Below are 23641 nucleotides of genomic sequence, written 5' to 3'. Positions count from 1 at the left end.
CGACTTTTCAGCAATATACGCATGCGACCGGTCTCGACCGCGCACATGCGACAGGATATCGAGCGCCTGCTGCGGCGCTCGATATATATGATTAATATATAATGAATGGCGCCTGTACGTAATGCGAAAAATAAGCGCATCGCGAACAAAATTCGGACATAATGGGTATGGCTTCGCCTGAACGGATTTTCGACCGGTCCGACTATATATCGTGGACCGGCCGCCGCGGCGTCGATGCTTCGCGAACGGGCTGCTCGGACCGAAGCGCGCCGACGAAGACGAAAACGATCACTTCGTCCAGCTTCTCCACGCCCGTCTCAGCGCAATGTCCAGATTCTCGCCGAAGCGCTCCGCGTCGCACAGCGGCGACTTGCGCATCATGTCGCGCAGCCGCGCGCGCAACTCCGCGAGTTCTCGCGGCCGGCGCGCCCAGTTCGCGGCGAGCTCGACATAATCTTCGATCGAATGGCGGCAGAAGTCGCCGAGCCCCGCCGCGGTGAGATGCGTCGCGGAATGACGGCCCGCGAATGTGTCGCCGACGAGCGTGACGGTCGGCGCGCCCATCCACATGGCCTCGAGCGTCGTGACGCCGCCCGAATAGGGAAAGGGATCGAGCGCCAGATCGACGCGCGACGCATAGATCTCCAACAGTTTCGACTGCTCGGACTCGCCGACGAGATCGACGCGGTCGCGCGCGAGGCCGCCGCTTTCCAGGACCCGGACAACGGAATCGCGCGTCGTCGCCTCCTGCAGCCCGCCATAGGCCAGAAGAAGGCGCGCGCGCGGCGCGCGATCCAGTATTTGCGCCCAGGCGCGCGCGACGCCGGCATTGAGCTTGGCGGGGCGGTTCAGACAGCCGAAGGTGAACGTCTTCTTCTCGAAGAAGGGCAGGGGACCGGGCTCCGGCGCCTGTTCGGGCGGCAGATAGCAGACATAGCAGTCTGGCAGTCGAATGACCGGCTCGACATAGAAGGAATCACGGCCGGGCGGAATCTCCACGGGATCGGCGATGACGCCGTCATAGGTGTCGAGACCGATCGTCCCGACATAGCCGGCCCAGCTCAACTGCACCGGCGCCGCGCGCATCGCGAAGACGCCGAGGCGATTGCCGGCGGTATGTCCGGCGAGATCGAGCAGAATGTCGATTTTCTGCTCGGCGATCAGCGCGGCGAAGGCGGCGTCGTCGAGATCGGACACGTCGCGCCAGGAGCGTGCGATCGCCTTGTAGCGATCGCTGAAGGCGTCGTCGGCGAATTTGCGGTCCGTCTTGTAGCAGAAGATTTCATAGCCTCGCGCCGCGAGTTCCTCGAAGGCGCGCAGAGTGAGGAAGGTGACCGCATGCCGGCGCATGTCGGCGGAGACGAGACCGATGCGCAACGGCCGTTCGGGCGAGGGGTCGTTGGCGAAGCTCCGCCGGTCGCGCGGCGCCTGCGGGCGATAGAGCCCCGCCCATTTCCGATGCGCGTCGTAGAGCTCGACCTCGGTCACGCCGGGCTTGTGCTGCAGGGCGAAGAGAAGATTGCCCGCGAGATGAGCGTCGTCCGGCCGCAGTTCGGCGGCGCGATGGTAGCTCGCCACCGCTTCGTCGATGCGCCCCTGGCCGAGAAGGCCATAGCCGCGCGCGGCATGGGCCTCGGGCAGCAGCGGGTCGAGCGCGAGAGCGCGGTCGACATGAGCCATGCCTTCCTCACAGCGCCGATGAGCGATGAGGTAATGACCGAACACGAATTGCGGAAAGGCGAGTTTCGGCGCGAGGCGCGCGGCCATCTCGAACAGCCGCCCCGCCTCGAGATCGCACGCCTTGCGGTTGAGGACGTCGGCGACGAGCAGCATCGTCTCGTGGTCGTTGCTGTCGATCGCGGCGGCGGCCTGGAGGTCGATCGCCGATTTCTCGCCGTCGCCGCCCATCGCATGGGCGAGCCCGCGCAATCGATAGGCGTCGGCATAGGCCGGGTTCAGCGCGATCGCGCGTCCGAGAGCGTCGATCGCCTCGACGCGACGATTCTCGGTGAGGAGGGCGAGGCCGAGGTTATATTGCGCATAGGGCATGTCGGGCCGGTGCTGCAGCACCGCCTCGAGGCACAGGATGGCCTCGCTCCTTCGTCCGAGTCGCGCGAGGCATCCGCCGAACTCGGCGAGAGCGGGCGCATCGCCCGGCAATATAGCGAGCTCGCGCTGATAAGCGGCCATCGCCTCCTCGACCCTGCCGAGCTTGGACAGCGCGCCGCCCAGAGCGAAATTGAAATCCGGCCGATCCGGCGCGCTCTGCGCCGCCTCCTCGAATTCGCGCGCCGCCAGCTCCCAGCGTCCGGCTTTCGCATGCTTCAGCCCGCGCGCATGATGGCGGCGCGCGCGCCGCACGAGATTGTCGGGCGTCTCGAGAAGAGGACGGCCATGCGGCCCCGCGCCGACGAGTTGCGAAAACGGAGAGCTTCGAAAGGCCGACAGAGGCTGCGCGACGCTCGACTTCTTTGCCATTTGTTCTGCAAGCTCCCGGAGGGCGCGGTTCGGCGGCGGACGATCCGCGATCGAGTTATGTATATTATTTTCATATCACATGCGAAGCGCAATGTTTCCGCTCTCCACGGCGATGGCGGCGGCGCACGCCGTCGAGCGTGCGCGTGCAGCGACATTCGCCAAATCATGGTCACGGTTTGGGCGTATTGCAGTCATTTTTCGCATTACGCCGAGCGGCAATCGTCATATATGTATATTACATTTCGCGTGGGTCTCGCTAGAGAGTCCCGCACGTATGTCGGTCAGTCGAACAGCCGACCGAAGGGAGGACGTGGTCGTTGATCTCTGCCCCTCTCGGGGAGAGCAGCAGACTGCGTACGTTATTGTCGAATATGCATCGAGGGAAGTCCTTCCCCTCTCCGATGGATTTCACGCAAGGGAAAAATCTCCATGTCTGATAATAAGATCAGGAAGCTGGCGCTGGGATTGTCGGCGGCGGCCCTCGTCATGGCCGCATCGCCGGCCCTGGCCGCCGCCACGATAAACGTCGGCGTAGACGCGGCGTTCGCCAAGGCGGCGAACGATCTCGTCTCCGCTTTCCAATATCATTATCCCACAGCCGGCTACAGCGTCGTGGTCACGACCGCGGATTCCGCAACGCTCGAAGCCGACATCATCGCCGGCGCGGGCGCCGGCCCATACGATCTGCTCCTGGCGGGAAGCAAGAAGCAGCCGCTGGACCTCTTCGTGCACCACCACAGCCTCGTGGTCGGCGCGCCGTTCAAATATGCCGAGGATTTCCTCGCGCTCTTCTCGCTGACGGTCAATATCAACCACGGCCTGCCGCACCATCTCTGGACCACCATCATCGTGCCGGATCCGGCCACGGATCCTTATGGAAAAGCGGCTGCCAAAGTGCTCGCGAAGCCGCCATTGCACATCCACAATATCCCCGGCTATCGCGTCGTGACGGCGCCCGACGCCGCCACGAGCTACGCGGCGATCGACAGCGGCTCCTATGCCTTCGGCTTCGTCGCCAATTCGGCGATCTGCTCGCTCAACGCGAGCGGACAGCCGACCTATCCGGCGGGATCCTATTACCACGTCTACGCGCCCGACAGCGATCATCATCATCGCCGGCGTCACTGGCATCATTGGCGACGCGACCATCGCACCAACACCCCCGTCGGAAGCATCCTCCTGACGGGAATCAAGATCGCCTCGTCGACGCGCACCGCGGATCAGGAGACGGAGCTCAGTGATTTCATCGCTTTTCTGACGGGCACGATCGACACGCACGGCCAGGTCCACACAGCCGGCACGGATCTGATCGAGGGCTATTGCTTCGAGAGTCCCATCAATCCGTGACCGATCGTTCCGGGCGGAGGCCCGGCGAGCGCATATGAACCAGAGCGGCGTCTCGAGCAGACTCTCGTCCGCATTCCGGATCGTGAGGAGGCGACAGCCGCAAAATGAATGACGAAGGAAAATGTCATGTTCAGAAACAAGACGATTGCTTTGGCCGGCGGCGTCTCCGCGGCCTGCTTGCTGCTGAGCGCCCCGAGCGCCCATGCGGCGGCTTATACGATCAAAGTCGGCGTCGCGGCGAACTTCTACGCCACGGTGCTCGACATCATCACGAAATATAAGGCCTACCACCTCGGCGACGGCAACACCTACACGTTCCAGACGACGTCCAATTCGACGGGCAATCTGAGGACCGCGATCCTCGCGGGGGGCACGACGACCGGCGCGCCCTATGATCTGTTCCTCTCCGCCGACACGGCGGCGCCGGCCGCCGTGTCCACGCTCGGAATGGTGGTTTCCGGCGTCACGGAGACGCCGTTCTTCTACGCCACCGGCTCGCTCGTTTTGGCGGCGCAGTCGGTCAACATCGCCAACTGCCCGACGCCCGGCGCCGGCGCCAGTTGCGGTCTGCCGACCACTGGAAGCGCCGTCTACACACATTTCGTGATCGCCGATCCGTCCAGGGCGCCTTACGGCGCCGCCGCGCGGACCGTCATCAACCAGGCGCCCTGGAGCCTCGGCCTGTCCACGGCGACGACGTTCACCTATCCGCCGGCGGCCTTCCCGGCGTCCTATGTTCATACCGAAGCGAATATCGGTCTGACCTTCTACGCTGTGAACAATGTCACGCCGCCGAGCTACGCCTATGGCTTCGTCGCGAAGTCCCAGGTCTGCAACAACGGCTCGCTCGGCTCGGCGAGCGGCGGCACGTTCAAGATCACCAAGGCGTTCGAATATGTCTACGATGGCGCGAGCTCGCCGAACTTCGGCCATACGACGACGACCTCCCAGACCTATGCGAAGATCGTCCAGAACGGCATACCCATCGAACGGCAGCAGTCGGCGGCGTTGAAAACCGTAGTGCTCGACTTCAAAAATTACATATTGGGCGGCGGCGACGGGCAGGGGACGACGCTCAGAACGAAATATTGCTATGGAACGACGCCTTAGCGCATGATCGCCGCGGCGGCGGGCTTACGCCCGCCGCCGTTTCCCGCGCGCGGCTCTCCTATCGCCAGGTGTCCTCCGACGATTCGTCGCAGGCGGCGAAAGCCCATGCGCGCGCATTCGCAGCGTCCCGCGGCCGCTCAATCTCGATTTCTTGCGCAAGGGCGCGATTTCGCGCTATTGGCGAGGCCCCGAGCTTCAGCGGATCAACGCGGCCCCATGTCTTTTCTGTTCAAACGGCCGGGCAAGGCGGCCTTCGCCTTCATCCTCGTCACCGTCGCGCTCGACATGCTCGCCCTCGGCGTCATGGTTCCGGTGCTTCCCAAGCTCATCGTGGAGTTCGAGGGCGGCGATCTGCAGCGCGCCTCGTCGATCGCCGGCGTGTTCGGCTTCGCCTGGGCGTTCATGCAATTCCTGTTTCAGCCCGTGCTCGGCGCGTTGTCGGACCGCTTCGGCCGGCGGCCGGTCGTGCTTCTCTCCAATCTCGGCATGGGGCTCGACTATATCTTCATGGCGCTCGCCCCGTCGCTGCCGTTCCTCTTCGCCGGCCGGCTGATCTCGGGCGTCACGGCCGCGAGCCTGTCGACGGCGACCGCCTATATTGCCGACGTGACGCCGCCGGAGCAGCGGGCCGGCCGCTTCGGCCTCATCGGCGCGGCCTTCGGAGTGGGCTTCATTCTCGGTCCCGCGATCGGCGGCGTGCTCGGGGCGCATGATTTGCGCTTCCCCTTCTGGGCGGCGGCCGGGCTCAGCCTCCTCAACGCCGCCTATGGCTATTTCCTCCTGCCGGAATCGCTCGCGCCCGAACATCGCACGTCGACCATCCTCTGGCGCAGCGCCAATGTGATCGGCTCGCTCGATTTCCTGCGGCGGGAGCGCTCACTCACTCTTCTCGCCTCGGCGATCTTCCTCTCTTATCTCGCCCATGAATCGCTGCCGAGCCTGTTCGTGCTCTATACGGAGTATCGCTATCACTGGAATGCGGAGACGACCGGCTGGGCGCTGGCCATCGTCGGCGTGTCGCAGACCATCGTCTCGGGCGGCCTGGTGCGGCCGGCGGTGAAGCGCTTCGGCGAGCGCGCGACGCTGGTCGCCGCGCTCGCCTTCGGCGCGGCCGGCTTCGCGCTCTACGGTCTCGCCCCGACCGGCGAGATCTTCATGGCGGCGCCGCCGCTGATCGCGCTCTGGACCATGGCCACGCCCTCCTTCCAAGGAATCGCGAGCAGGCTCGCAGGGGCGTCCGAGCAAGGTCGGCTGCAAGGCGCGCTGGCGAGCTTGCGCGGCGTCTCCGGCATGGTGGGGCCGTTGTTTTTCACGCAGATTTTGGCGGCGTCGATCTCGGCGGGCTCCTTTTCGGGCGCCGGCTATCTGGCGGCGGCGGCCTTGCTCGGCGCAAGCCTGCTCATCGCCCGCAGAGCAGTGCGCGGCCAGCCTGCGGAAAGCGCCGAGGCGTAAGCGTTCGGATGCCGGCGGCCACGCGAACTTTGCGTCAGCCGCGCCGCAGCCCGGCCATTGCCGCCGAGTCATGGCGACGGAGGAGCGCTTCGCCATGAAGTTCATCTCGGCCGAGCTGGACGATCTCCGCGATCTCGTTCGCATCGTCGCGGCGAGAGGACGGCTGCCCGGCGGCGCCTGATCCTCGCGTGAACCATGCGGCGCGGAACCGCCTTCAGAGCCGCGTCCAGCTCCTCGCCGTCCCGATCATCGCGGAGCAAAATGTGCTTCCGGTCAGAATGATCGTCACCGCGAGCGTGAGCAGAGCGATCAGATCGAACAGAAGATCGTTCGAATTCTTGCCCAGCACCGCGAGCACGCCGAGCACGATGGCCGTCAATCCGCCGAGCGCCTGAATATTCGCCGAGCCGCAGGCCATCTCTCCGGCCATCGCCTCGACGGCGCTCCGCTCGCCGGCCGCCGCGGTCATATGGCGCAGCGCGTGCAGTCGCCGGGCGGAGGCGGCGCCGAGGAGCAGAGCGGCGCCGTAAGCGATCACTGCGGTCGGCGCGAGCACGCCGGACTCGACCCCGAGCAGTGCGAGCACGCCGAGCACGGCGCCGGCCGCGCCCGCCAGGAAAATGCCGGAGAAGGCGCCGCCGCCGTCGTCGATCATGGTTCCTCCGCCCGGCGAGACCAACGCCTGCGCATATCGCGAGCGCAGCGACGCGCTGTGAATCAGCAGAGCCGCGCCGAAGACGATCGTCGCGACCACGGCCATCAGCGGCGGGTTGATCCCGGCGAGGCCGCAGATGGCGAGGACCAATGTGGCGACGCCGCCGATTGCATCCGCGGCGCCGCCATAGGCGTAGCCGCTGTCGATGGACATAGCCTCTCTGATCGTCAGTGACATGGGAATCTCCCCGAGCGTTAAAAAACCATCGCTCGGGAACTAGTCGCGGCGAGCGCGGCGACAAGAGTCGAACGCCTCGAGCGCGCGACGCCGCGCCGCCGCATGATCGACGATCGGGCGCGGATAAGTCTCGCCGAGCCGCACACAGGCTTCGCGCAGCGCGCGTTCCGGCGCAGTCCAGGGCTTGTGAATGAACTTCGCGTCGAGGCGCGCCAGCTCGGGAACGAAGCGGCGCACGAAGGCGCCTTCGGGATCGAATTTCTCGCCTTGCAGCACGGGATTGAAAATGCGGAACCAGGGCGCGGCGTCGGCGCCGCAGCCGGCGGTCCATTGCCAGTTGAAGGCGTTGTTCGCGAGGTCGGCGTCGACCAGAGTGTCCAAGAACCAGCGCTCGCCCTCGCGCCAGTCCACGAGCAGATGCTTGACGAGGAAAGAGGCGACGACCATGCGCAGGCGATTGTGCATCCAGCCCGTGACCCAGAGCTGGCGCATTCCCGCATCGACGAACGGATAGCCGGTCGCCCCGCGCGCCCAGGCGCGAAACAGGGTTCCGTCGTCCTTTGCCCAAGGAAAGCGCGCGAAGGCGTCGTCGAGCGGCGCGTCCGGCAGGCTCGGATGAGCGAGAAGAATATGATGGCAGAACTCGCGCCAGCCGAGCTCGCGCAGAAACGCGGCGATATCGCTCTGCGGCGCGTCGGCCCCTTCGACCGCGCGCCAGACCTGCCGTGGACCGATCTCTCCCCAATGCAGATGCGCCGATAGCCGCGAGACTCCTTCGCGCGCGGGAAAATCGCGCGCCGTCGCATAGTCGCGCGCGCCCTCCCCGAGGAACGCGTCGAGACGCGCCCGCGCGCCGCTCTCGCCCGGCCGCCAGGTCTCACGCAGGCCGCCGGACCAGTCGGGCTTTTTCGGCGTCAGTCCGAAATCCTCGAGCCTTTCGCCCATGGGCGCGGGAGCCACGCGCAGCCGGCTCGGCGCCGGCCGCGGAGACCCCGGCGCGACAGCGGCGAGAGCGGCGCGCCAGAAGGGCGCGAAGACGCGGAAGGGCCGCCCCTCGGCCGAGCGGATCTCGCCGGGCTCGAACAAGAGCGCGCCGCCGAAGCTCTGCGCCTCGACCCCTCGCCGGCGCAGCATCGCTTCGATCTCGGCGTCGCGCCGCAGCGGCGCGGGCTCGTAGATGTGGCTCCAGAAGACTCCGCGCGCGCCGGTCGCCTCGACGACGCGCGCCAATGCTTCGATCGCCGGCCCACGCCGCAGCGTCAGCGGAACGCCGAGCCGGCCGAGATCGCGCCCGAGCGAGGCGAGGCCGTGATGCAGCCACCAGCGCGAGGCGCCGCCGAACGAGGGATCGTCCGTCTCGTCCAAAATGAACAGAGCGACGAGCGGCGCGCCGGTCTCCACCGCCGCGGCGAGCGCAGGATTGTCGCAAAGGCGCAGATCGCGCCGAAACCAGAAGATCACGGGCGCCGTCATCAGCGACCTCGCGCCGCTACGCTCACTCGCCCGTTTGCAGCAGGGTCCCCGCTTCGCGCGCGCTCTGCATCAGGCGCGAGAAGGACCACGAGGCCAGCGCGAACAGAACCGCGTCGAGCGCCAATCCCATCGCCATCAGATCGACGCGCAGCGCCTGATCGATCAGCACGCCGCGGAGCCCTTCGAACACATAGGTCGGCGGCAGCGCCCAGCAGATCGGCTGCAGCCAGGAGGGCAGCACGGCGACCGGATAATAGACGCAGCCGAGCGGCTGGATGACGAACATCAGCGACCAGACCAGATTCTCCGCGCCGAGGCCGTAGCGCAGGAGCAGGCCGGCGACGAACAGGCCGACGCTCCATGCGAACAGGATCAATATGGCGAAGAAGGCCGCGAAGGCGAGGCCGAGCGCCCACAGGTTGAAGCCGAAGAACCAGATCGCCAAGAGCGTCACCGGAACCATGCCGACGAAGAGTCGTATGAGGCTCATCGCCATCATGGAGACGACGAATTCGGTGGGCCGCAGCGGGCTCATGAACAGATTGGGGATGTTGCGCGCCCACATCTCCTCGAGAAAGGAGAAGGAGAAGCCCTGCTGCCCGCGCAGCAGAATGTCCCACAGGAGCACCGCGCCGACGAGCGAGCCCGCGCCGATCGCCGACGCGTCGGCGCCGGCGAGTCCGCCCGGCCGGCCGAGCAGATAGACCTGGAGAAAGCCCCAGGTCAGCATCTGCACCAGCGGCCAATACATCATCTCCAGCATGCGCGGATAGGACGAGCGCAGCAGATAGGAATAGCGCAGCGTCATCGCGCCGACGCGTCGCAGAGAAAAGGTCTCCTCGCGGATCATGGCGTCGCTCCCGCGCGTCCGCGCGCAACGTCGAGAAACACCTCCTCGAGATTGGTGCGGCCGTAGCGGGCCAGCAGCTCGGCCGGCGCGGCGTCGTCGACGAGCCGTCCGGCTTTCAGCATCAGCACCCGGTCGCAGAGGCGCTCGACCTCGGCCATATTGTGCGAAGCGAGCAGGATCGTGCAATTGCGCCTGCGGCGATGATCCTCGAGACGCGAGCGCACCCAATCCGCGGTGTCGGGATCGAGCGAGGCGGTCGGCTCGTCGAGCAGCAGCAGCTCCGGATCATTGACGAGCGCCTTGGCGAGGGCGACGCGCGTCTTCTGCCCGGCGGAGAGCCGCCCGCTCGGCCTGTCGAGGAACTCCGTCAAGGCGAGGCTCTCGGCGAGCTCCGCGATCTTGGCCTTGGCGTCGGCGACGCCGTAGAGCCGCGCGAAGACGGTGAGATTCTGCCGCACGGTCAGGCGATGCGGCATATCCACATAGGGGCTCTCGAAATTCATCCGGCCGAGCGCGGCGTAGCGGTCCTCGAGAAAATCGCGGCCGAAGATCTCGATTCCGCCGGCGGTCGGCGCGATGAGCCCCATGATCATGCCGATGGTGGTGGTCTTGCCCGCGCCATTGCCGCCGAGCAGCCCGATGACCGAGCCGGCGGCGAGCGCGAAGCTCGCGGGATGCACGGCGACGGTCGCGCCATAGGACTTGGTGAGGCCCTCTACGCGCAGGGCGAAGCTGGATGACGCCATGGGAAGGGACCTCGTCGAGGGCGAGCCCTTATCCGAAACCGGGGCGAGAAAAGCAATCTCGTCGGCCCGGGGACTCGAAACGCCCGTCCTGTCGACGCCCCGAACGCTTGACAGAGCCCGCCCCCTCGCCACACTCCCCGCCATGGACAACGACAGCCTCGCGGCGCTGCTCGACTGGTATGTCGCGATCGGCGTCGACATCGCCGTCGACGAGACGCCGCACGACCGCTTCGCCGAGAGCGCCGCGCCGCCGCCCGTGGCGGCCGCCGTCCCGGCGCTGCGCCGCGAGCCCGCTCCGGGCGCACCGGCGCCGGTGCGCCGAAACGCCGGAGCCCCGATCTTTCCGGAGGCGGCGGCGCGGGAGGCGCGCGAAGCCGCCGCGAGCGCCGGCGATCTCGAAGAGCTGCGCGCGCGGCTCGCGGCTTTCGACGGCTGCGCGCAACTGAAGGCGGCGGCGGCGCATTTCCTCTTCTCCGCCGGGACGCGAGGCGCGCCGCTGATGGTCCTCGACTTCGCGCCCGGAGAGGAGGACGAGCGCTCCGGCGAAGCCTTCGTCGGCGCCGAGGCGCGGCTCCTCGGCAATATGCTGAAGGCGATCGGCGTCGATCGATCGGGGGCCTATCTCGCTTATGCGACGCCCTGGCGCCCGCCCGGCGCGCGCGAGCTCAACGCCGGCGAAGTGACGGCGCTGCAGCCCTTCCTGCGCCGGCATGTGGAGCTGGCCGCCCCGAAAATCCTGCTCGTCCTCGGCGATTACGCGGCGCGCGCGGCGCTCGGGGCGACCGATGTGGCTCGGCTGCGCGGGCAATGGTTCGATTATGACGCGGGCGCCGCCCGGCCGCGCGCGCTGCTCGCCTCCTCGCTCGACAATCTCCTGAGGACTCCGGCGCTGAAGCGCCGCGCCTGGCGCGATCTGCGCACCGTCGCCGCAGCGCTTCGCTGAAGGCGCCCGCTATCGCAGCCAGCCCGAAAGCTCGCGTCGCAGGATCGTCTCCAGAGCGTCGATCCCTTCCTCGCTGTCGTCGAGACAATCGAGCCGCGCGAATTTTTCACCGCCCGCGTCGAGAAAAGCGCGTCGCAGCTCGACGCCGATCTCCTCCAAGGTCTCGAGGCAATCGGCGACGAAGCCCGGCGTCAGCAGCACGATGCGCGTCACGCCGCTTCCCGCCAGCTCCTGCACCACGCTCGCCGTATAGGGCCCGGTCCATTGCGTGCGGCCGAAGCGCGATTGAAAGGCGAGGCGCATGCGCTCCTTCGGCAGGCCGAGTTTCACGCGCAGCAATTCGAACGTCGCCTCGCAGTGTCGCCGATAGGGATCGCCGCGATCGATCTGCGCCTGCGGCAATCCGTGAAAGGAGGCGACGAGAATCTCGGGCTCGAAATCGAGCGCCGCGAGCTGCGCCCGCGCCGAGGTCGCGAGCGCATCGATATAGGCGGGAGCGTCGTAGAAAGGCGGGGCGATGCGCAGCGCCGGCTGCGCCCGCATCGCCATAGCCACGCGAAACGCTTCGTCGGCGACGGAGGCGTTGGTCGAGGCCGCATATTGCGGATAGGCCGGAGCCACGAGAATACGCTCGCAGCCTTGCGCGCACAGCGAATGCAGCCGCTCCCCGATCGACGGCCCGGCGTAGCGCATCGCGAAATCGACGATGACGCGCGGCCCGCTCTGCGCGGCGAAGCGCGCGGCGAGCTTTTCCGCCTGCGCGCGCGTGATCGTCTTCAGCGGGCCTTCGTCGCGCTCTTCGTTCCATATGGCGCGATAGGCGCGCGCCGAGCGCAGCGGCCGAAAGGTCAGCACCAGCGATTCGAGCAGCGGGCGCCACAACAGCGGCGGCAGATCGACGACGCGACGATCCGACAGAAACTCGCGCAGATAGCGCCGCACCGACCAATAATCGGCGCCGCGCGGCGTGCCCAGATTGACGAGCAGCGCGCCGACGGGCGTATCGCTCATGCGAGTCCTTTCTCGAATGCGGCGAGTTCGTCCGGCGCGAGCGAGAAACCGTGCTCCTCGGCCGGAAAGCGCCCCTCGCGCACATCCCGCGCATAAGCGGCGACGGCCGCGCGCAGCGCCTGGCCGATCTCGCCATAGCGGCGATTATGCTTGAAGTCGCGCTGCCCGAGCGCGGCGAGATCATGCACCACCAGAACCTGCGCGTCGCATTGCGCGCCGGCGCCGATGCCGATGGTCGGGGCGCGAAGCCGCTGCGTGATGCGGGCGGCGAGCTCGCGCGGGATGAGCTCCAGCACGATGAAATCCTGTCCCGCTTCGTCGAGCGCGAGCGCGTCGGCGAGGAGCTTCGCGGCGGCCTGCGCCGTCTTGCCCTGCCGGCGCTTGCCGGACTGATGCTGCGACTCGAGGCCGATATGGCAACAGACGTCGTGTCCGCAGGCTTTCAGCGCGCGCACGATCTCGGGCCGCGCGCCTTCGAATTTCGCGCAATCGGCGCCCGCCGCCGCGAGCCGCGCGGCGCTCCCCACGGCCTGCTCCGGGGAATCGTACGTGGCGAAGGGCAGATCGCCGACGATATAGGCGCCGGGCGCGCCCCGGCGCACCGCGGCGATGTGATGGACCATATCGTCGAGCGTCACCTCGCGCTCGCTTCGATAGCCGAGCACATTCGTGCCGACGCTGTCGCCGACCATGACGATATCGACGCCGGCCTCGACCTCGGCCCTGGCGGTCGGCGCGTCATAGGCCGTCAGCACGACGATCTTCTCGCCGCGCGTTTTCATGAGACGGAACTGCTCGGCTCTGGACATGGGCTTCCGTGGACTGCGCCGCCCGGGCCGCAGCCTTCAGCGCGAGCAGGCGTGCGGCGGCATGGGCAGCCTTATGTCCTGCAGCTCATAACTGCATTTGTCGCAGCCGGAAAGCAGCGCAAAGGCCGCCGCGGCCAAGGCCGCCGGAACAAGGAACTTATGCACGACCTCACTCCCCGCGACGCCGACCGAGCCACATCCTAACGAGGGAGGATTAATAGCGCGAGAAGGAGACCGAAAACCACTCACGCCCACCCTCGTGCCGAGGAGCCCGCGAAGCGGGGCGTCTCGAAGCACGCTCCAGAAGGCGACGCAAGAGCTTAGGAAAGCTTCACCTCAACACGAACACCTTGGTCCCGACCTTCACGCGATCATAGAGGTCGACCACATCGGCGTTGGTCATGCGGATGCAGCCGGAGGAAACGGCCGCGCCCATGGTGTCCGGCTCGTTGGAGCCGTGGATGCGATATTGGCTGGAGCCGAGATACATCGCGCGGGCTCCGAGCGGATTGTCCATGCCGCCCTCCATGTGGCGCGGCAGGTCCGGCCGGCGCTTCAGCATGGCCGCGGGCGGGCGCCAGTCGGGCCATTCGCGCTTGGCGGTGATCGTCTTCACGCCCGACCATTCGAACCCCTCGCGCCCGACGCCGACGCCATATTCGACGGCTCTGGAACGGCTCAGCACATAATAGAGCCGCCGCTCCCTGGTGGAGACGACCACCGAGCCCTTGGGAAATTGCGGATGCTTCCAGAGAACGGTCTGCCGCGGGAGGGACTGGATGCGGAACTGATTGATGAAATCGGCGACGGGCCCGCGATCGAAGGGGCTGGCGGCGGCCGGGACGCAGAGGGCGAAGACGAGAGCGAGGACGCCGGCGGTCCGCGCCCGGAGAAACGAGGCCATGGGGCTTTCCTCGTGGACGGATTGGCGCGGTTGTCGGCGGCGAATGCGGCTGAAGTGGGATAGGGTGTCCGAAGACTCTCGGCTGTTCGGTCGGATCCGGCCATGTGATGGCCATGTGATCCGAGGGTCATCGAAAACGGCAGTCGCAAAGAAAGTAAAAAAAGAAAGTGCGGGTGAGCGCGAGAAAGGACGATCGGAGAGAGGGGCCGGAGAGCGCGCCCGGCCCGGACGATCAGGCGATACGGGCTGTTTTCAAGTCATCGCGGGATCGGCGACGGTCCTGGGCCGGCTGATAGGCGACCTGCGCGTGGAAACCGCAATACGGCCCGCCCGCGCCGCCGGGCGTTCGCGCGCCGCAGAAGCGGAACTCCGGCGATGTCGGATCGCCGATCGGCCAGCGGCACATGGATTCCCGCAGCTCCATGATAGTGACGCGCTCGGTGAGCGGGATCACCACCTCTTCCTGCGGCCGCGTCTCGGCCTCGCGCAGCACGCAAGGCGTGAGCGCCAGCGCCACATTGCCCATGACGCTCGGCGCGCTCGCGCCCGCCGTGCGGAGGGCGCCGCCTCCCTGCTGCAGGCGCGGCGGCTTGGCGACGCGCGGACGCGATGCGACGGGGGTCTTGGCGCGCTGCGACAGGCCGAGCCGATGAATCTTGCCGATGACGGCGTTGCGCGTGATGCCGGCGCCGATCTCCGCCGCCACCTGACTGGCGCTGAGACCTTCGTTCCAGAGCTTACGCAGCAGCTCGACGCGCTCGTCGGTCCAGGACATGAGGATCCTCCTCGAATAACCGGGTTCCTGCCGCAAGAATCGGCGAACGCTCGCGCAACCGGCATCGCCGGAGTCGATACGACGCACTCGCACTCGGTTGAAAAACGCCGCACGGAACGTCGTGGGCGACGACGCAGACGCTACTCTACCAGTTGAATCACGCGCAAGAGTCCCTGGCAAGTGGCGCAGGCGTTCCCCACAACGTAATACTGCAATATTTCCTATCGACATTGCGCGAAGGATGCGTCGGCGCGTCATCGGCCGTTTCGAAGAAGGCGCGCCTATCCTTGCGCGCCTGCCGCGCGCGACCATGCCGACCCGAGCGCCTCTCGAAACAGATTTGACCGCCGTCGGGCGAGACCCTAGAATTGAAATGTGAGAGGCGCCGCCCTCGAAGGGCGGCGCCTCGATTTTTGGCGCCTGCCATGCGTTCCAGGGCCGACGCCGCCGCGGGTTCCCGCCAATGGAGTATCCACTTGGTTTCGGCGCTGTTTCCGACCTACCCGCGGGCCGACCTCGCCTTCGAGAAGGGAGAGGGCGCCTGGCTCGTCGCGAATGACGGCGAACGCTATCTCGACTTCGGCTCGGGAGTCGCGGTCAATTCGCTCGGCCACGCGCATCCGCATCTCGTCGGGACCTTGAACGCCGCTGCGGCCTCGCCCTGGCACGTTTCCAATCTGTTTCGCGTTCCCGCGGCCGAGCGGCTCGCCGAGCGGCTCGCGCAGGCCACTTTCGCCGATCTGGTCTTTTTCACCAATTCGGGCGCCGAGGCGGTCGAATGCGCGATCAAGACGGCGCGCAAATATCATGCGGCGAACGGACGGCCGGAACGCTATCGGCTGATCACCTTCGAGGGCGCCTTCCACGGCCGCACGCTGGCGACCATCGCCGCCGGCGGCAATCCGAAATATCTCGACGGCTTCGGCCCGCCGGTCGACGGCTTCGACCAGGCGCCCTTCGGCGATCTCGACGCCGTGCGCGCGCTGATCGCTCCCGAGACCGCCGGCATCCTGCTCGAGCCGATCCAGGGCGAGGGCGGCGTGCGCGTCGCGCCGCCCGGCTTTCTCGCCGGCCTGCGCGCGCTCTGCGACGAGCGCGGCCTGCTGCTCGTCGTCGACGAGGTGCAGACGGGCGTCGGCCGCACCGGACGCTTTCTCGCGATCGAGCATGCCGGCGTCGCGCCGGACATCGCCGCCCTCGCCAAAGGGATCGGCGGCGGCTTTCCGCTCGGCGCCTGCCTGGCGACGGCCGAGGCCGCCAAAGGCATGACGCTCGGCGCGCATGGCTCGACCTATGGCGGCAATCCGCTCGCCGCCGCGGTCGGCAACGCCGTGCTGGACGTCGTGCTCGAGCCGGGCTTCCTGGAGCGCGTCGCGCATCTCGGCTCTCTGTTCCGCCAGAAGCTCGCCGCGCTCGAAGACCGCCACCCGGACGTGATCGAGGGCGTGCGCGGCGAGGGGCTGATGTTCGGCGTCAAGACGCGCGTTCCCAACATGGCCTTCGCCACGGCCGCCCGCGCGGCGCGGCTCCTCACCATTCCGGCGAGCGACAATGTCGTGCGCCTGCTGCCGCCGTTGATCGTCTCGGAGAACGAGATCGCCGAGGGCGTGCGGCGGCTCGAGATCGCCTGCGCCTCCTTCGCGCAGGCGAAGCGAGCGGGAGCTCTCGGATGACCGCCCATGCGCAGGTGACGGGCGGCGTCCGTCATTTCCTCGATATTTCCCAGATCCCGGCCACAGAGCTGCGTCGCATCCTCGACCAGGCGGCGGCGATCAAGCGCAAGCGGGTCAAGGGCGCGCCCTCGGCTTTTCGGCCGCTCGCCGGCAAGGCGCTGGCGATGATCTTCGACAAGCCGTCGACGCGCACGCGCGTCTCCTTCGATCTCGCCATGCGCGAGCTCGGCGGCGAGACGATCATGCTCACCGGGCAGGAGATGCAGCTCGGGCGCGGCGAGACCATCGCCGACACCGCCCGCGTGCTGTCGCGCTTCGTCGACGCCATCGTCATCCGCATTCTCGAGCACGAGCAGCTCCAGGAGCTCGCGCGCTTTTCCAGCGTGCCGGTGATCAACGGGCTCACCAAGCTGTCGCATCCCTGCCAGGTGATGGCCGACGTGCTGACATTCGAGGAGCATCGCGGGCCGATCAAAGGCCGCACCGTGGCCTGGACCGGCGACGCCAATAATGTGCTGGCGAGCTGGGTCCATGCGGCGCAGCGCTTCGAGTTCGAGATCAATGTGGCGACGCCGCCCGAGCTCGCGCCCTCGGCCGCGCTCGTCGACTTCGCCCGCGCCAATGGCGTCGCTCTCACCCTCACTTCGGATCCTTACGAGGCCGTCGCCGGCGCCGACGCGGTCATTTCCGATTGCTGGGTGTCGATGGGCGACGAGCAGGAGGAGGCGCGCCGCCGTGCGCTGCTGTTCCCCTTCCAGGTGAACGCCAAGCTGATGGCGGCGGCGGCGAAGGATGCGATCTTCATGCACTGCCTGCCCGCCCATCGCGGCGAGGAGGTCACCGACGAGGTGATCGACGGTCCGCAGTCGGTGGTGTTCGACGAGGCGGAGAACCGCCTGCATGTGCAGAAGGGCGTGCTGGCCTGGTGCTTCGGAATCGCGTCGCCGTGACGCGGAAGAGCGGCGCGATCGGCCGTCCGGCCTCGCCCATCGCCGAGGACGACAGCGTGCTTCCCTTCGCCGTCGACGCGCTCGACCTGCGCGGACGGCTCGTGCGGCTCGGCCCCGCCGTGCATTCGATCCTGACGCATTACGACTATCCGCCGCCGGTCGCGCGCCTGTTGGGCGAGGCGGCGGCGCTCGCCGCGCTGCTCGGCTCCATGCTCGAGGCGCACGGCCGCTTTCAATTGCAGACGCGCAGCGACGGCCCGGTCGACATGCTGGTCGTCGATTGCGACGCGCCCGGCCGGCTGCGCGGTTTCGCCCGTTTCGACGCCGAGCGCATCGGAGCCGGCGCGACCCAGGGCGCGCTGCTCGGCCACGGCCATCTGGCGCTCACGGTGGAGCGCCCCGGCGACGCGGCGCGCTATCAGGGCGTGGTGGCGCTCGAGGGCGACAGCCTCACCGAGGCGGCGCATCGCTATTTCCGCCAATCGGAGCAGATACCGAGCTTCGTCAAACTCGCCGTGGCCGAGAGCGTGACGCCGGCGGGCCGCAGCTGGCGGGTCGGCGGCCTGCTGCTGCAATATCTGCCGACGACGACGCCCCGACCGCGCGACCTCGATCCCGGCGATGCGCCGGAGGGCGCCGCAGTCGAGCGGCAGGAGGACGACGCCTGGATCGAAGGACTGTCGCTCGCCTCGACCACACATGATCATGAGATCGTCGATCCGGGGCTTTCGGGCGAAAGGCTGCTCTATTCGCTGTTCCACGAGCGCGGCGTGACAGTGTTTCCGCAGACGCCGCTCGTCGAAGCCTGCCGCTGCTCGACCGAGCGCGTCGCGGATCTGCTGCGCAGCTTCCCGCCCGAGGACCGTCGCGACATGGTGGGCGACGACGGCAAGATCGGCGTCACCTGCGAATTCTGCCGGACGCACAGGATGTTCGATCCGGCGGATTTCGACTGACGGGCGCTCTTCCTTCTCCCACAAGCGGGAGAAGGGGCGCCGCGGGCGCGATTCCGCTCGAAAGGTCAGCCGCGCTGACGCGCCAGCAGCGCCTTGATCTCTCCGACAAGCTCGCTCTCCGGCGCCGAAAACTGCGCCGGGCGCGCCGCCTTCCATTCCTCGTTCGTGGCGATCGCAGCGCTCGCCCGCTCGCCTTCGATCAAATCCTTGATCTGCACCTCGCCCTTCGCGCGCTCGTCCGAGCCCTGGATCACCACGGCCGGGCTGTTGCGCTTGTCGGCGTATTTCATCTGCGCCTTCATGCCGGAGGCGCCGAGATAGAGCTCCGCCGCGACTCCGCCGTTGCGCAGAGCGGCGACCATGCGCTGATAATCGGCGATGCGGTCGCGATCGAGCGCCAGCACCACCACCGGGCCCATGCGCTCGCTCGCTGCGACGATCGGGCTGCCGACCAGCTTCAGCGCGGCATAGAGCCGCGAGACGCCGATCGAGAAGCCGGTCGCGGGCGTGTTCTCGGACCGGAAACGGCCGATCAGCCCGTCATAGCGGCCGCCGCCGCCTACCGAGCCGAAACGGACGGGGTGGCCCTTCTCGTCCCTGGTCTCGAAAGTGAGATCGGCCTCGAAGACGGGGCCGGTATAATATTCGAGCCCGCGCACGACCGAAGGATCGATGCGGATGCGGTCCGGCCCGAAGCCGGAGTCGCGCGCCAAATCCTCGATCTCGAGCAGCTCCTCGGCGCCTTCCGCGCCGACATTGCTGCGGCCGAGCAGCTCGAACAGGCCGAAGCGCGGCTCGCCGTCTTTATATTGTCCGCCGAGCGTGAAGGAGAGGATGGTGTCGACCGCATCGTCGGGAAGGCCGGCGCCTCTGGTAAAGTCCCCGCTCTCGTCCTTGCGGCCGGGGCCGAGCAGGAGCTTGACGCCCTCCGGGCCCAGTCGGTCCATCTTGTCGATGGCCCGCAGCACGGTGAGGCGGCGGCCGGCGTTTTCGTCGCCCTCGAGGCCGATCGCCTTCATCACCCCGTCCAGCACCTTGCGGCTGTTGATCTTGATGACGTAATCGCCGCGCGCGATCCCGAGCCGCTCCAGCGTCTCGGCGGCCATCATGCAGATTTCGGCGTCCGCGGCCGGCGAGGCGGCGCCGACAGTATCCGCGTCGAACTGCATGAACTGGCGGAAGCGGCCCGGGCCCGGCTTCTCATTGCGATAGACATTCCCGAAGCGATAGCTGCGGAAGGGCTTCGGCAGCCGGTCGAAATTCTGCGCGACATAGCGGGCGAGCGGCGCGGTCAAGTCATAGCGCAGCGACAGCCATTGCTCGTCGTCGTCCTGGAAGGAGAACACGCCCTCATTGGGGCGGTCCTGGTCGGGCAGGAATTTGCCGAGCGCGTCGGTATATTCGATCGCCGGGGTCTCCAGCGCCTCGAAGCCGTAGAGCTCATAGACGGATCGGATGACGTCCAGCATTCTGCCGGTCGCCACGAGCTCCGCCGCGTCGCGGTCGGCGAGGCCGCGCGGCGAGCGCGCCTCGATTTTCGATTTCTTGTCGTCTGACATCTGATGAGGCCTTTGATCGGCGCCCTTCCTAGCATTTTTGCGCGGCGAGGAAAGCAGCGGCTGCGCCCTGCGGCCAACACAGAAGATGGCTGCGGCAGCGCGGGCAGTCCGAACTACCGAAGCCCTCGAGCGGAACAGGCAGCTCGGCGAGCGCAGCGACGAGCGCGCATTCGTCGCCGCCGGGCGCGATCCATGCGCCGAGGACGCGGCCCGCTTCGGTCAGCTGGTCGATATGCCAGCGCTTGGTCTTGCCGCGACGCATATGGCGGCCGAGCCGGGCGCGGAGGCCCCCAGGACCGTGGGCGGAGCCGCAATAAATATAGCGGTCCGGCCCGAGCGTCGCCGAACGGCGGCCGGCGCTGACGAAAAGCGCCGCGTCCAGCACGACGAGCAGCGCATAGGCGCCATGCGCGGGCGGCGCCTCGAAGGCGGCGGCGACGAATTGCATCGGCGGAGGATAGACGCGAAAATCCTCCCTGTCTCCGCCGAGGCGGAGACAGGGAGGCGCTGTGGACACCGTGAGAACCAATGCCGCAAAGTCGACCCGACCTCGACGGAAGAGGCCGCGCTGAGGGGTGTGCGAAAAGTAGCCGCCTCTTCGCGCGTCGCGCTGTCGCTACACGAAACGCGACGAGGCGGAACCTTGGTTTCCTTTGCAAGACGTTGCCATTGGGCATACTCTTTATGGTCGGACTCGTTATGTAACGCAACTACATATTTTAGGCGCGCCACCGAGCAGGCTGCGCCTTTGATAGGCAATATGGAGCCATTCTCACGACGCGAGCTGTTCCTGCTGCCGCTCGCGGCCTCCATCGCGCCGGCGCGCGCGGCGCCGGATGCGACGCAATGGCTGCGCGATCGCCTTCGCGAGGCGGCGCGAACGGGCGCAGCCGTGCGCCTGCCGCGGGGCGTCCTCGCCACGAGATCGCTCACGCTCGAGGCGCCTGCGATTCTGATCGGCGCCGGAGCGACCTTGCGGCTCATCGGACCCGGCCCGCTTCTGCACGCCGAGGGTCCGGCAGCGCTCACGCTCGAGGGGATCGTCTTCGACGGAGGCGATGCGCCCTTCTTCGATCGAAAGACGGGTCTCGTCGATTTCGCCGACGTTCCGCGTCTTTCCATCCACGGCTGCACATTTCGCCGCTCGGCCGGGCGCGGCGTCTCGCTGCGACGCTGCGGCGGCCGCTTCGCGCAGAATATCGTCGAAGACGTGCGCGACGCCGGCTATTTCTCGCTCGACGGCCTCGGCGGCGACATCGACGGCAACAAGATTCGCCGCTGCGGCGACAATGGCGTGCAGGTCTGGACCTCCGCTGCCGGACGGTATGAAGGCTCGCGCATCCGCAACAACGAGATCGCCGACATCCGCAATCTCTCGGGCGGCGACGGCCCCTATGGCAATGGCGTCGCCATCTGGGGCGCCGGCTTCGTACGGGTCGAGAACAATGTCATCCGCCGCTGCGCCTATACCGCCGTGCGCAACAACGCCGGCCATGACGTCGAGGTGATCGGCAACGACTGCAAGGGGTGCGGCGAGCGCGCGATGTATGCGGAGTTCGGCGCCAAGCGCGCGACCTTCCGCGACAACAGGATCGACGACGCCGGCGCCGGAATCGCGCTCGCCAACGCCGATCGCGGCACCGATATCGGCCTCGTGACCGGCAATGTGATCACCGGCCTGCACGAGACCCATCCGGATGCGGAGTTCGGACCGGAAATGAGCTGGCTCACCGGCGTCGAGGCGGAGAGCAATGTGCTCGTCGCCGGCAATACGGTGGTCGGCGGCTGGATGGGCGTGCGCTGCGGCGGCTATCGGCAGAACCTCCGCGTCGAGGACAATCATCTGATCGACAATGATTATGGCGTGACCTTCCAGATCGGCGAGAGCGTCGGCAGCGCCGTGATCGCGCGCAACGAGATCCGCGGGGCGCGAAAGGCCGCCATAGCGGCGATCGCGGGCCAGGACATCGTCCCCGGAGACGTCGCGCGGCCGGAGGCGGCCGCGAAATATCCCGGCGTCACGATCGAAACCGGGGCGCCGCGACAAATCTTAACGCCGCGTCAATAGACGCGGGGCATCATGCGCGACGGCCGCAAAGTCCAAGGCCGATCGGAACACGCCATGACGACGCTCTCCACCTATCTGCAGATCGCCAATAATCAGTCGAAATGGCAGTCGATCGCCGCCAAGTCGCCCGACGTCGCGACGCAGACCAAATATTTCCAGGACAATATCGGCAAGGTCAAATCGGTCGACGAATTTCTGAAGGACGCGCGCCTCTTCGATTATGCGATGACCGCCTTCGGCCTCGGCGACATGACCTACGCCAAGGGCATGATGAAGAAGGTCCTGGAGCAGGGCGTCGGCGCCGGCTCGCTCGCCGTCACGCTCGCCAACTCCAATATCAAGGCTTTCGCCACGGCCTTCGATTTCGCCGACAACGGCGCGGAGACGACCTCCTCCTCGACGCTCGTCGAGACCGTCTCGAGCCGCTATGCGGAGCAGGCTCTGGAGACCGACCAGGGCGAGCTGAATCCAGGCGTCGAGCTCGCGCTCTATTTCCAGCGCAAGGCGCCGGAGATCACCAGCATTTACGGCATTCTCGCCGACAGAAAGATTTTGACCGTGGTGCAGACCGCGCTCGGCATCTCGCCGCTGACCACGGCCCAGTCGATCGACACCCAGGCGACCATGCTCAAATCCAAGATCGATCTCGCCGATTTCCAGGATCCGAAGAAGCTGCAGCAGTTCATCTCGCGATTCGCCGCGATGTACGACTACAACAACGACAGCGACGCCAATTCGCAGAACTCCCTGCTGTCGACCCTGTTCGGGAGTTCGTCCGGCGGATCGAGCTTCGGCGTCGATTCGAGCCTGCTCCAGAGGCTGCAAGGCGTGCGTTTCAGCTCGCTCTGACCAGCCGGACGGGCGAAGCTTCGCTCTTGCTCCGGCCCGAGCCGGCGCGACGAACGCGCTTCCGAAGTCGGCATCTTGCTTGCCAGCGGCGAGCCGATTTGTTAGACGGGCCGCCTGCCGACGCTAGAGCGTCGGCGACTGCGGTCGTGGCGGAATTGGTAGACGCGCTAGCTTGAGGTGCTAGTTGGGCAACCAGTGGAGGTTCGAGTCCTCTCGACCGCACCAAATTGGAGAAGGCCGGCTCTTTAATTTCGGCTTTGCCGCCGCGAGCCGGCTCCGGCCGGACGTAACGTCGGCTCCGCCGGGAGCGGGGCCGAGATCTTCTGCGTCGGAGCAATGATCAGCCATTTGTCCATCGGCGTATCCGATCTTGCCCGTGCGACGAGCTTCTATGACGCGGTTCTCGGCGCGCTCGGCTACCGCCGGGTCTATACCGGCCCGAGTTCCGTCGGATATGGAACGCCCGACGGCTGCGAGCCTTTCGCCCTGAAGGCCCGTCCTCGGTCCGACATCGGCATGGATCACGGCTTCCATCTCGCCTTCGAGGCAAAAAATCGCGAAGCCGTGGACGCTTTCCACGCAGCCGCCCTGGCCGCGGGCGGGCGAGACGACGGCCCGCCCGGCTTGCGACCCCATTATGGATCGACCTATTACGCGGCCTTCGTGACCGATCCCGATGGGCATAGGCTCGAGGCCGTGCACCAATAACTGGCGCAGATCGCGCCGCACTTCCCATTCCCGCTCCCCTCCTGTATGAGATGCCGCACTGCAAAAAGTCGCGGCCGGCGCCGCGTCC

Annotated in this window: 22 protein-coding genes and 1 tRNA gene; 11 read left to right on the top strand and 12 right to left on the bottom strand. The window is 67.1% G+C overall.

The window, feature by feature from the left end; genetic code table 11:
• Positions 1-288: 288 nt before the first annotated feature.
• On the bottom strand, positions 289-2478 hold the full coding sequence (locus AC6IW9_RS06005) for an O-linked N-acetylglucosamine transferase, SPINDLY family protein (protein ID WP_497770217.1): 2190 nt from the start codon (positions 2476-2478) through the stop codon (positions 289-291).
• 429 nt (positions 2479-2907) lie between these two features.
• Between AC6IW9_RS06005 and AC6IW9_RS06000 the strand changes: the two genes are divergently transcribed.
• The 3 genes from AC6IW9_RS06000 to AC6IW9_RS05990 all read left to right on the top strand — a co-directional run bounded on the left by AC6IW9_RS06000 (position 2908) and on the right by AC6IW9_RS05990 (position 6387).
• Positions 2908-3825, top strand: coding sequence for a molybdate ABC transporter substrate-binding protein (locus AC6IW9_RS06000; RefSeq protein WP_497770214.1), 918 nt, complete (start codon positions 2908-2910; stop codon positions 3823-3825).
• Positions 3826-3951: 126 nt separating this feature from the next.
• Complete coding sequence (locus AC6IW9_RS05995; protein ID WP_497770211.1) at positions 3952-4935, top strand: molybdate ABC transporter substrate-binding protein; 984 nt, start codon at positions 3952-3954, stop codon at positions 4933-4935.
• A gap of 216 nt (positions 4936-5151) precedes the next feature.
• Complete coding sequence (locus AC6IW9_RS05990; protein ID WP_497770208.1) at positions 5152-6387, top strand: TCR/Tet family MFS transporter; 1236 nt, start codon at positions 5152-5154, stop codon at positions 6385-6387.
• A 214-nt stretch (positions 6388-6601) separates the two neighbouring features.
• On the opposite strand, the gene AC6IW9_RS05985 is transcribed toward AC6IW9_RS05990, so the two are convergent.
• From AC6IW9_RS05985 to AC6IW9_RS05970, 4 genes are read right to left on the bottom strand one after another with little or no spacing between them, the layout of a single operon-like run.
• Positions 6602-7279: a hypothetical protein gene (locus AC6IW9_RS05985; RefSeq protein WP_497770204.1), complete on the bottom strand. Its 678-nt coding sequence runs from the start codon at positions 7277-7279 to the stop codon at positions 6602-6604.
• Between the two features lie 39 nt (positions 7280-7318).
• Positions 7319-8752 carry a cryptochrome/photolyase family protein gene (locus AC6IW9_RS05980; protein WP_497770201.1) on the bottom strand — a complete coding sequence of 478 codons (1434 nt, stop codon included), beginning with the start codon at positions 8750-8752 and terminating at the stop codon, positions 7319-7321.
• 22 nt (positions 8753-8774) lie between these two features.
• The gene (locus tag AC6IW9_RS05975; RefSeq protein WP_497770197.1) at positions 8775-9602 is read right to left on the bottom strand and encodes an ABC transporter permease; all 828 of its coding nucleotides are present in this window, start codon (positions 9600-9602) and stop codon (positions 8775-8777) included.
• Positions 9599-10348 (bottom strand): ABC transporter ATP-binding protein, encoded by a 750-nt coding sequence (locus AC6IW9_RS05970; protein WP_497770194.1) that lies wholly within the window; start codon positions 10346-10348, stop codon positions 9599-9601. Before AC6IW9_RS05970 ends, AC6IW9_RS05975 begins: the two co-directional genes overlap by 4 nt.
• Positions 10349-10490: 142 nt before the next feature.
• Between AC6IW9_RS05970 and AC6IW9_RS05965 the strand changes: the two genes are divergently transcribed.
• Positions 10491-11291, top strand: coding sequence for a uracil-DNA glycosylase (locus AC6IW9_RS05965; RefSeq protein ID WP_497770191.1), 801 nt, complete (start codon positions 10491-10493; stop codon positions 11289-11291).
• Positions 11292-11300: 9 nt separating this feature from the next.
• Here the strand turns inward: AC6IW9_RS05965 and hemH are convergent, their stop codons facing one another.
• The 5 genes from hemH to AC6IW9_RS05940 all read right to left on the bottom strand — a co-directional run bounded on the left by hemH (position 11301) and on the right by AC6IW9_RS05940 (position 14790).
• Positions 11301-12302 (bottom strand): ferrochelatase, encoded by a 1002-nt coding sequence (gene hemH / locus AC6IW9_RS05960; RefSeq protein ID WP_497770188.1) that lies wholly within the window; start codon positions 12300-12302, stop codon positions 11301-11303.
• Positions 12299-13111 (bottom strand): 3-methyl-2-oxobutanoate hydroxymethyltransferase, encoded by an 813-nt coding sequence (panB, locus tag AC6IW9_RS05955; protein ID WP_497770185.1) that lies wholly within the window; start codon positions 13109-13111, stop codon positions 12299-12301. The genes hemH and panB overlap by 4 nt, the downstream gene beginning before the upstream one ends.
• Positions 13112-13147: 36 nt before the next feature.
• Positions 13148-13276 carry a hypothetical protein gene (locus tag AC6IW9_RS05950; RefSeq protein ID WP_497770182.1) on the bottom strand — a complete coding sequence of 43 codons (129 nt, stop codon included), beginning with the start codon at positions 13274-13276 and terminating at the stop codon, positions 13148-13150.
• A gap of 166 nt (positions 13277-13442) precedes the next feature.
• Entirely contained in the window at positions 13443-14015 is a 573-nt protein-coding gene (locus AC6IW9_RS05945) for a L,D-transpeptidase (RefSeq protein ID WP_497770180.1), read from the bottom strand.
• 232 nt (positions 14016-14247) lie between these two features.
• On the bottom strand, positions 14248-14790 hold the full coding sequence (locus AC6IW9_RS05940; protein WP_497770177.1) for a GcrA family cell cycle regulator: 543 nt from the start codon (positions 14788-14790) through the stop codon (positions 14248-14250).
• Positions 14791-15266: 476 nt separating this feature from the next.
• Here AC6IW9_RS05940 and AC6IW9_RS05935 point away from each other — a divergent pair, with 476 nt between their 5' ends.
• From AC6IW9_RS05935 to AC6IW9_RS05925, 3 genes are read left to right on the top strand one after another with little or no spacing between them, the layout of a single operon-like run.
• Entirely contained in the window at positions 15267-16463 is a 1197-nt protein-coding gene (locus tag AC6IW9_RS05935) for an aspartate aminotransferase family protein (RefSeq protein WP_497770174.1), read from the top strand.
• Positions 16460-17413, top strand: a complete 954-nt coding sequence (argF, locus tag AC6IW9_RS05930; protein WP_497770171.1) for an ornithine carbamoyltransferase — start codon at positions 16460-16462, stop codon at positions 17411-17413. Before AC6IW9_RS05935 ends, argF begins: the two co-directional genes overlap by 4 nt.
• Entirely contained in the window at positions 17410-18369 is a 960-nt protein-coding gene (locus AC6IW9_RS05925; RefSeq protein WP_497770168.1) for an Hsp33 family molecular chaperone, read from the top strand. The genes argF and AC6IW9_RS05925 overlap by 4 nt, the downstream gene beginning before the upstream one ends.
• 65 nt (positions 18370-18434) lie before the next feature.
• Here AC6IW9_RS05925 and hisS read toward each other — a convergent pair whose 3' ends face one another.
• Both hisS and AC6IW9_RS05915 read right to left on the bottom strand, forming a co-directional pair.
• A complete protein-coding gene (gene hisS, locus AC6IW9_RS05920; protein WP_497770165.1) occupies positions 18435-19928 on the bottom strand; it encodes a histidine--tRNA ligase in 1494 nt (497 codons plus the stop codon).
• A gap of 28 nt (positions 19929-19956) precedes the next feature.
• Entirely contained in the window at positions 19957-20445 is a 489-nt protein-coding gene (locus AC6IW9_RS05915; protein WP_497770162.1) for a GIY-YIG nuclease family protein, read from the bottom strand.
• 243 nt (positions 20446-20688) lie between these two features.
• Between AC6IW9_RS05915 and AC6IW9_RS05910 the strand changes: the two genes are divergently transcribed.
• From AC6IW9_RS05910 to AC6IW9_RS05895, 4 genes are all read left to right on the top strand, one after another.
• Entirely contained in the window at positions 20689-21996 is a 1308-nt protein-coding gene (locus AC6IW9_RS05910; RefSeq protein WP_497770160.1) for a TIGR03808 family TAT-translocated repetitive protein, read from the top strand.
• Between the two features lie 54 nt (positions 21997-22050).
• On the top strand, positions 22051-22845 hold the full coding sequence (locus AC6IW9_RS05905; RefSeq protein ID WP_497770158.1) for a DUF1217 domain-containing protein: 795 nt from the start codon (positions 22051-22053) through the stop codon (positions 22843-22845).
• Between the two features lie 140 nt (positions 22846-22985).
• A tRNA-Leu gene (locus AC6IW9_RS05900) sits at positions 22986-23070 on the top strand.
• A 111-nt stretch (positions 23071-23181) separates the two neighbouring features.
• A complete protein-coding gene (locus AC6IW9_RS05895; protein WP_497770155.1) occupies positions 23182-23553 on the top strand; it encodes a VOC family protein in 372 nt (123 codons plus the stop codon).
• Positions 23554-23641: the final 88 nt, after the last annotated feature.

It is taken from the genome of Methylosinus sp. shoA (assembly GCF_059718125.1).
This window is presented reverse-complemented; position numbering and strand designations above follow the sequence as displayed.

Bases quoted from the DNA above. Each gene is read 5' to 3' on its own strand.
- AC6IW9_RS06005 (WP_497770217.1), bottom strand. From the start codon at position 2,478: ATGGCAAAGAAGTCGAGCGTCGCGCAGCCTCTGTCGGCCTTTCGAAGC.
- AC6IW9_RS06000 (WP_497770214.1), top strand. From the start codon at position 2,908: ATGTCTGATAATAAGATCAGGAAGCTGGCGCTGGGATTGTCGGCGGCG.
- AC6IW9_RS05995 (WP_497770211.1), top strand. From the start codon at position 3,952: ATGTTCAGAAACAAGACGATTGCTTTGGCCGGCGGCGTCTCCGCGGCC.
- AC6IW9_RS05990 (WP_497770208.1), top strand. From the start codon at position 5,152: ATGTCTTTTCTGTTCAAACGGCCGGGCAAGGCGGCCTTCGCCTTCATC.
- AC6IW9_RS05985 (WP_497770204.1), bottom strand. From the start codon at position 7,279: ATGTCACTGACGATCAGAGAGGCTATGTCCATCGACAGCGGCTACGCC.
- AC6IW9_RS05980 (WP_497770201.1), bottom strand. From the start codon at position 8,752: ATGACGGCGCCCGTGATCTTCTGGTTTCGGCGCGATCTGCGCCTTTGC.
- AC6IW9_RS05975 (WP_497770197.1), bottom strand. From the start codon at position 9,602: ATGATCCGCGAGGAGACCTTTTCTCTGCGACGCGTCGGCGCGATGACG.
- AC6IW9_RS05970 (WP_497770194.1), bottom strand. From the start codon at position 10,348: ATGGCGTCATCCAGCTTCGCCCTGCGCGTAGAGGGCCTCACCAAGTCC.
- AC6IW9_RS05965 (WP_497770191.1), top strand. From the start codon at position 10,491: ATGGACAACGACAGCCTCGCGGCGCTGCTCGACTGGTATGTCGCGATC.
- hemH (WP_497770188.1), bottom strand. From the start codon at position 12,302: ATGAGCGATACGCCCGTCGGCGCGCTGCTCGTCAATCTGGGCACGCCG.
- panB (WP_497770185.1), bottom strand. From the start codon at position 13,111: ATGTCCAGAGCCGAGCAGTTCCGTCTCATGAAAACGCGCGGCGAGAAG.
- AC6IW9_RS05945 (WP_497770180.1), bottom strand. From the start codon at position 14,015: ATGGCCTCGTTTCTCCGGGCGCGGACCGCCGGCGTCCTCGCTCTCGTC.
- AC6IW9_RS05940 (WP_497770177.1), bottom strand. From the start codon at position 14,790: ATGTCCTGGACCGACGAGCGCGTCGAGCTGCTGCGTAAGCTCTGGAAC.
- argF (WP_497770171.1), top strand. From the start codon at position 16,460: ATGACCGCCCATGCGCAGGTGACGGGCGGCGTCCGTCATTTCCTCGAT.
- hisS (WP_497770165.1), bottom strand. From the start codon at position 19,928: ATGTCAGACGACAAGAAATCGAAAATCGAGGCGCGCTCGCCGCGCGGC.
- AC6IW9_RS05910 (WP_497770160.1), top strand. From the start codon at position 20,689: ATGGAGCCATTCTCACGACGCGAGCTGTTCCTGCTGCCGCTCGCGGCC.
- AC6IW9_RS05905 (WP_497770158.1), top strand. From the start codon at position 22,051: ATGACGACGCTCTCCACCTATCTGCAGATCGCCAATAATCAGTCGAAA.
- AC6IW9_RS05895 (WP_497770155.1), top strand. From the start codon at position 23,182: ATGATCAGCCATTTGTCCATCGGCGTATCCGATCTTGCCCGTGCGACG.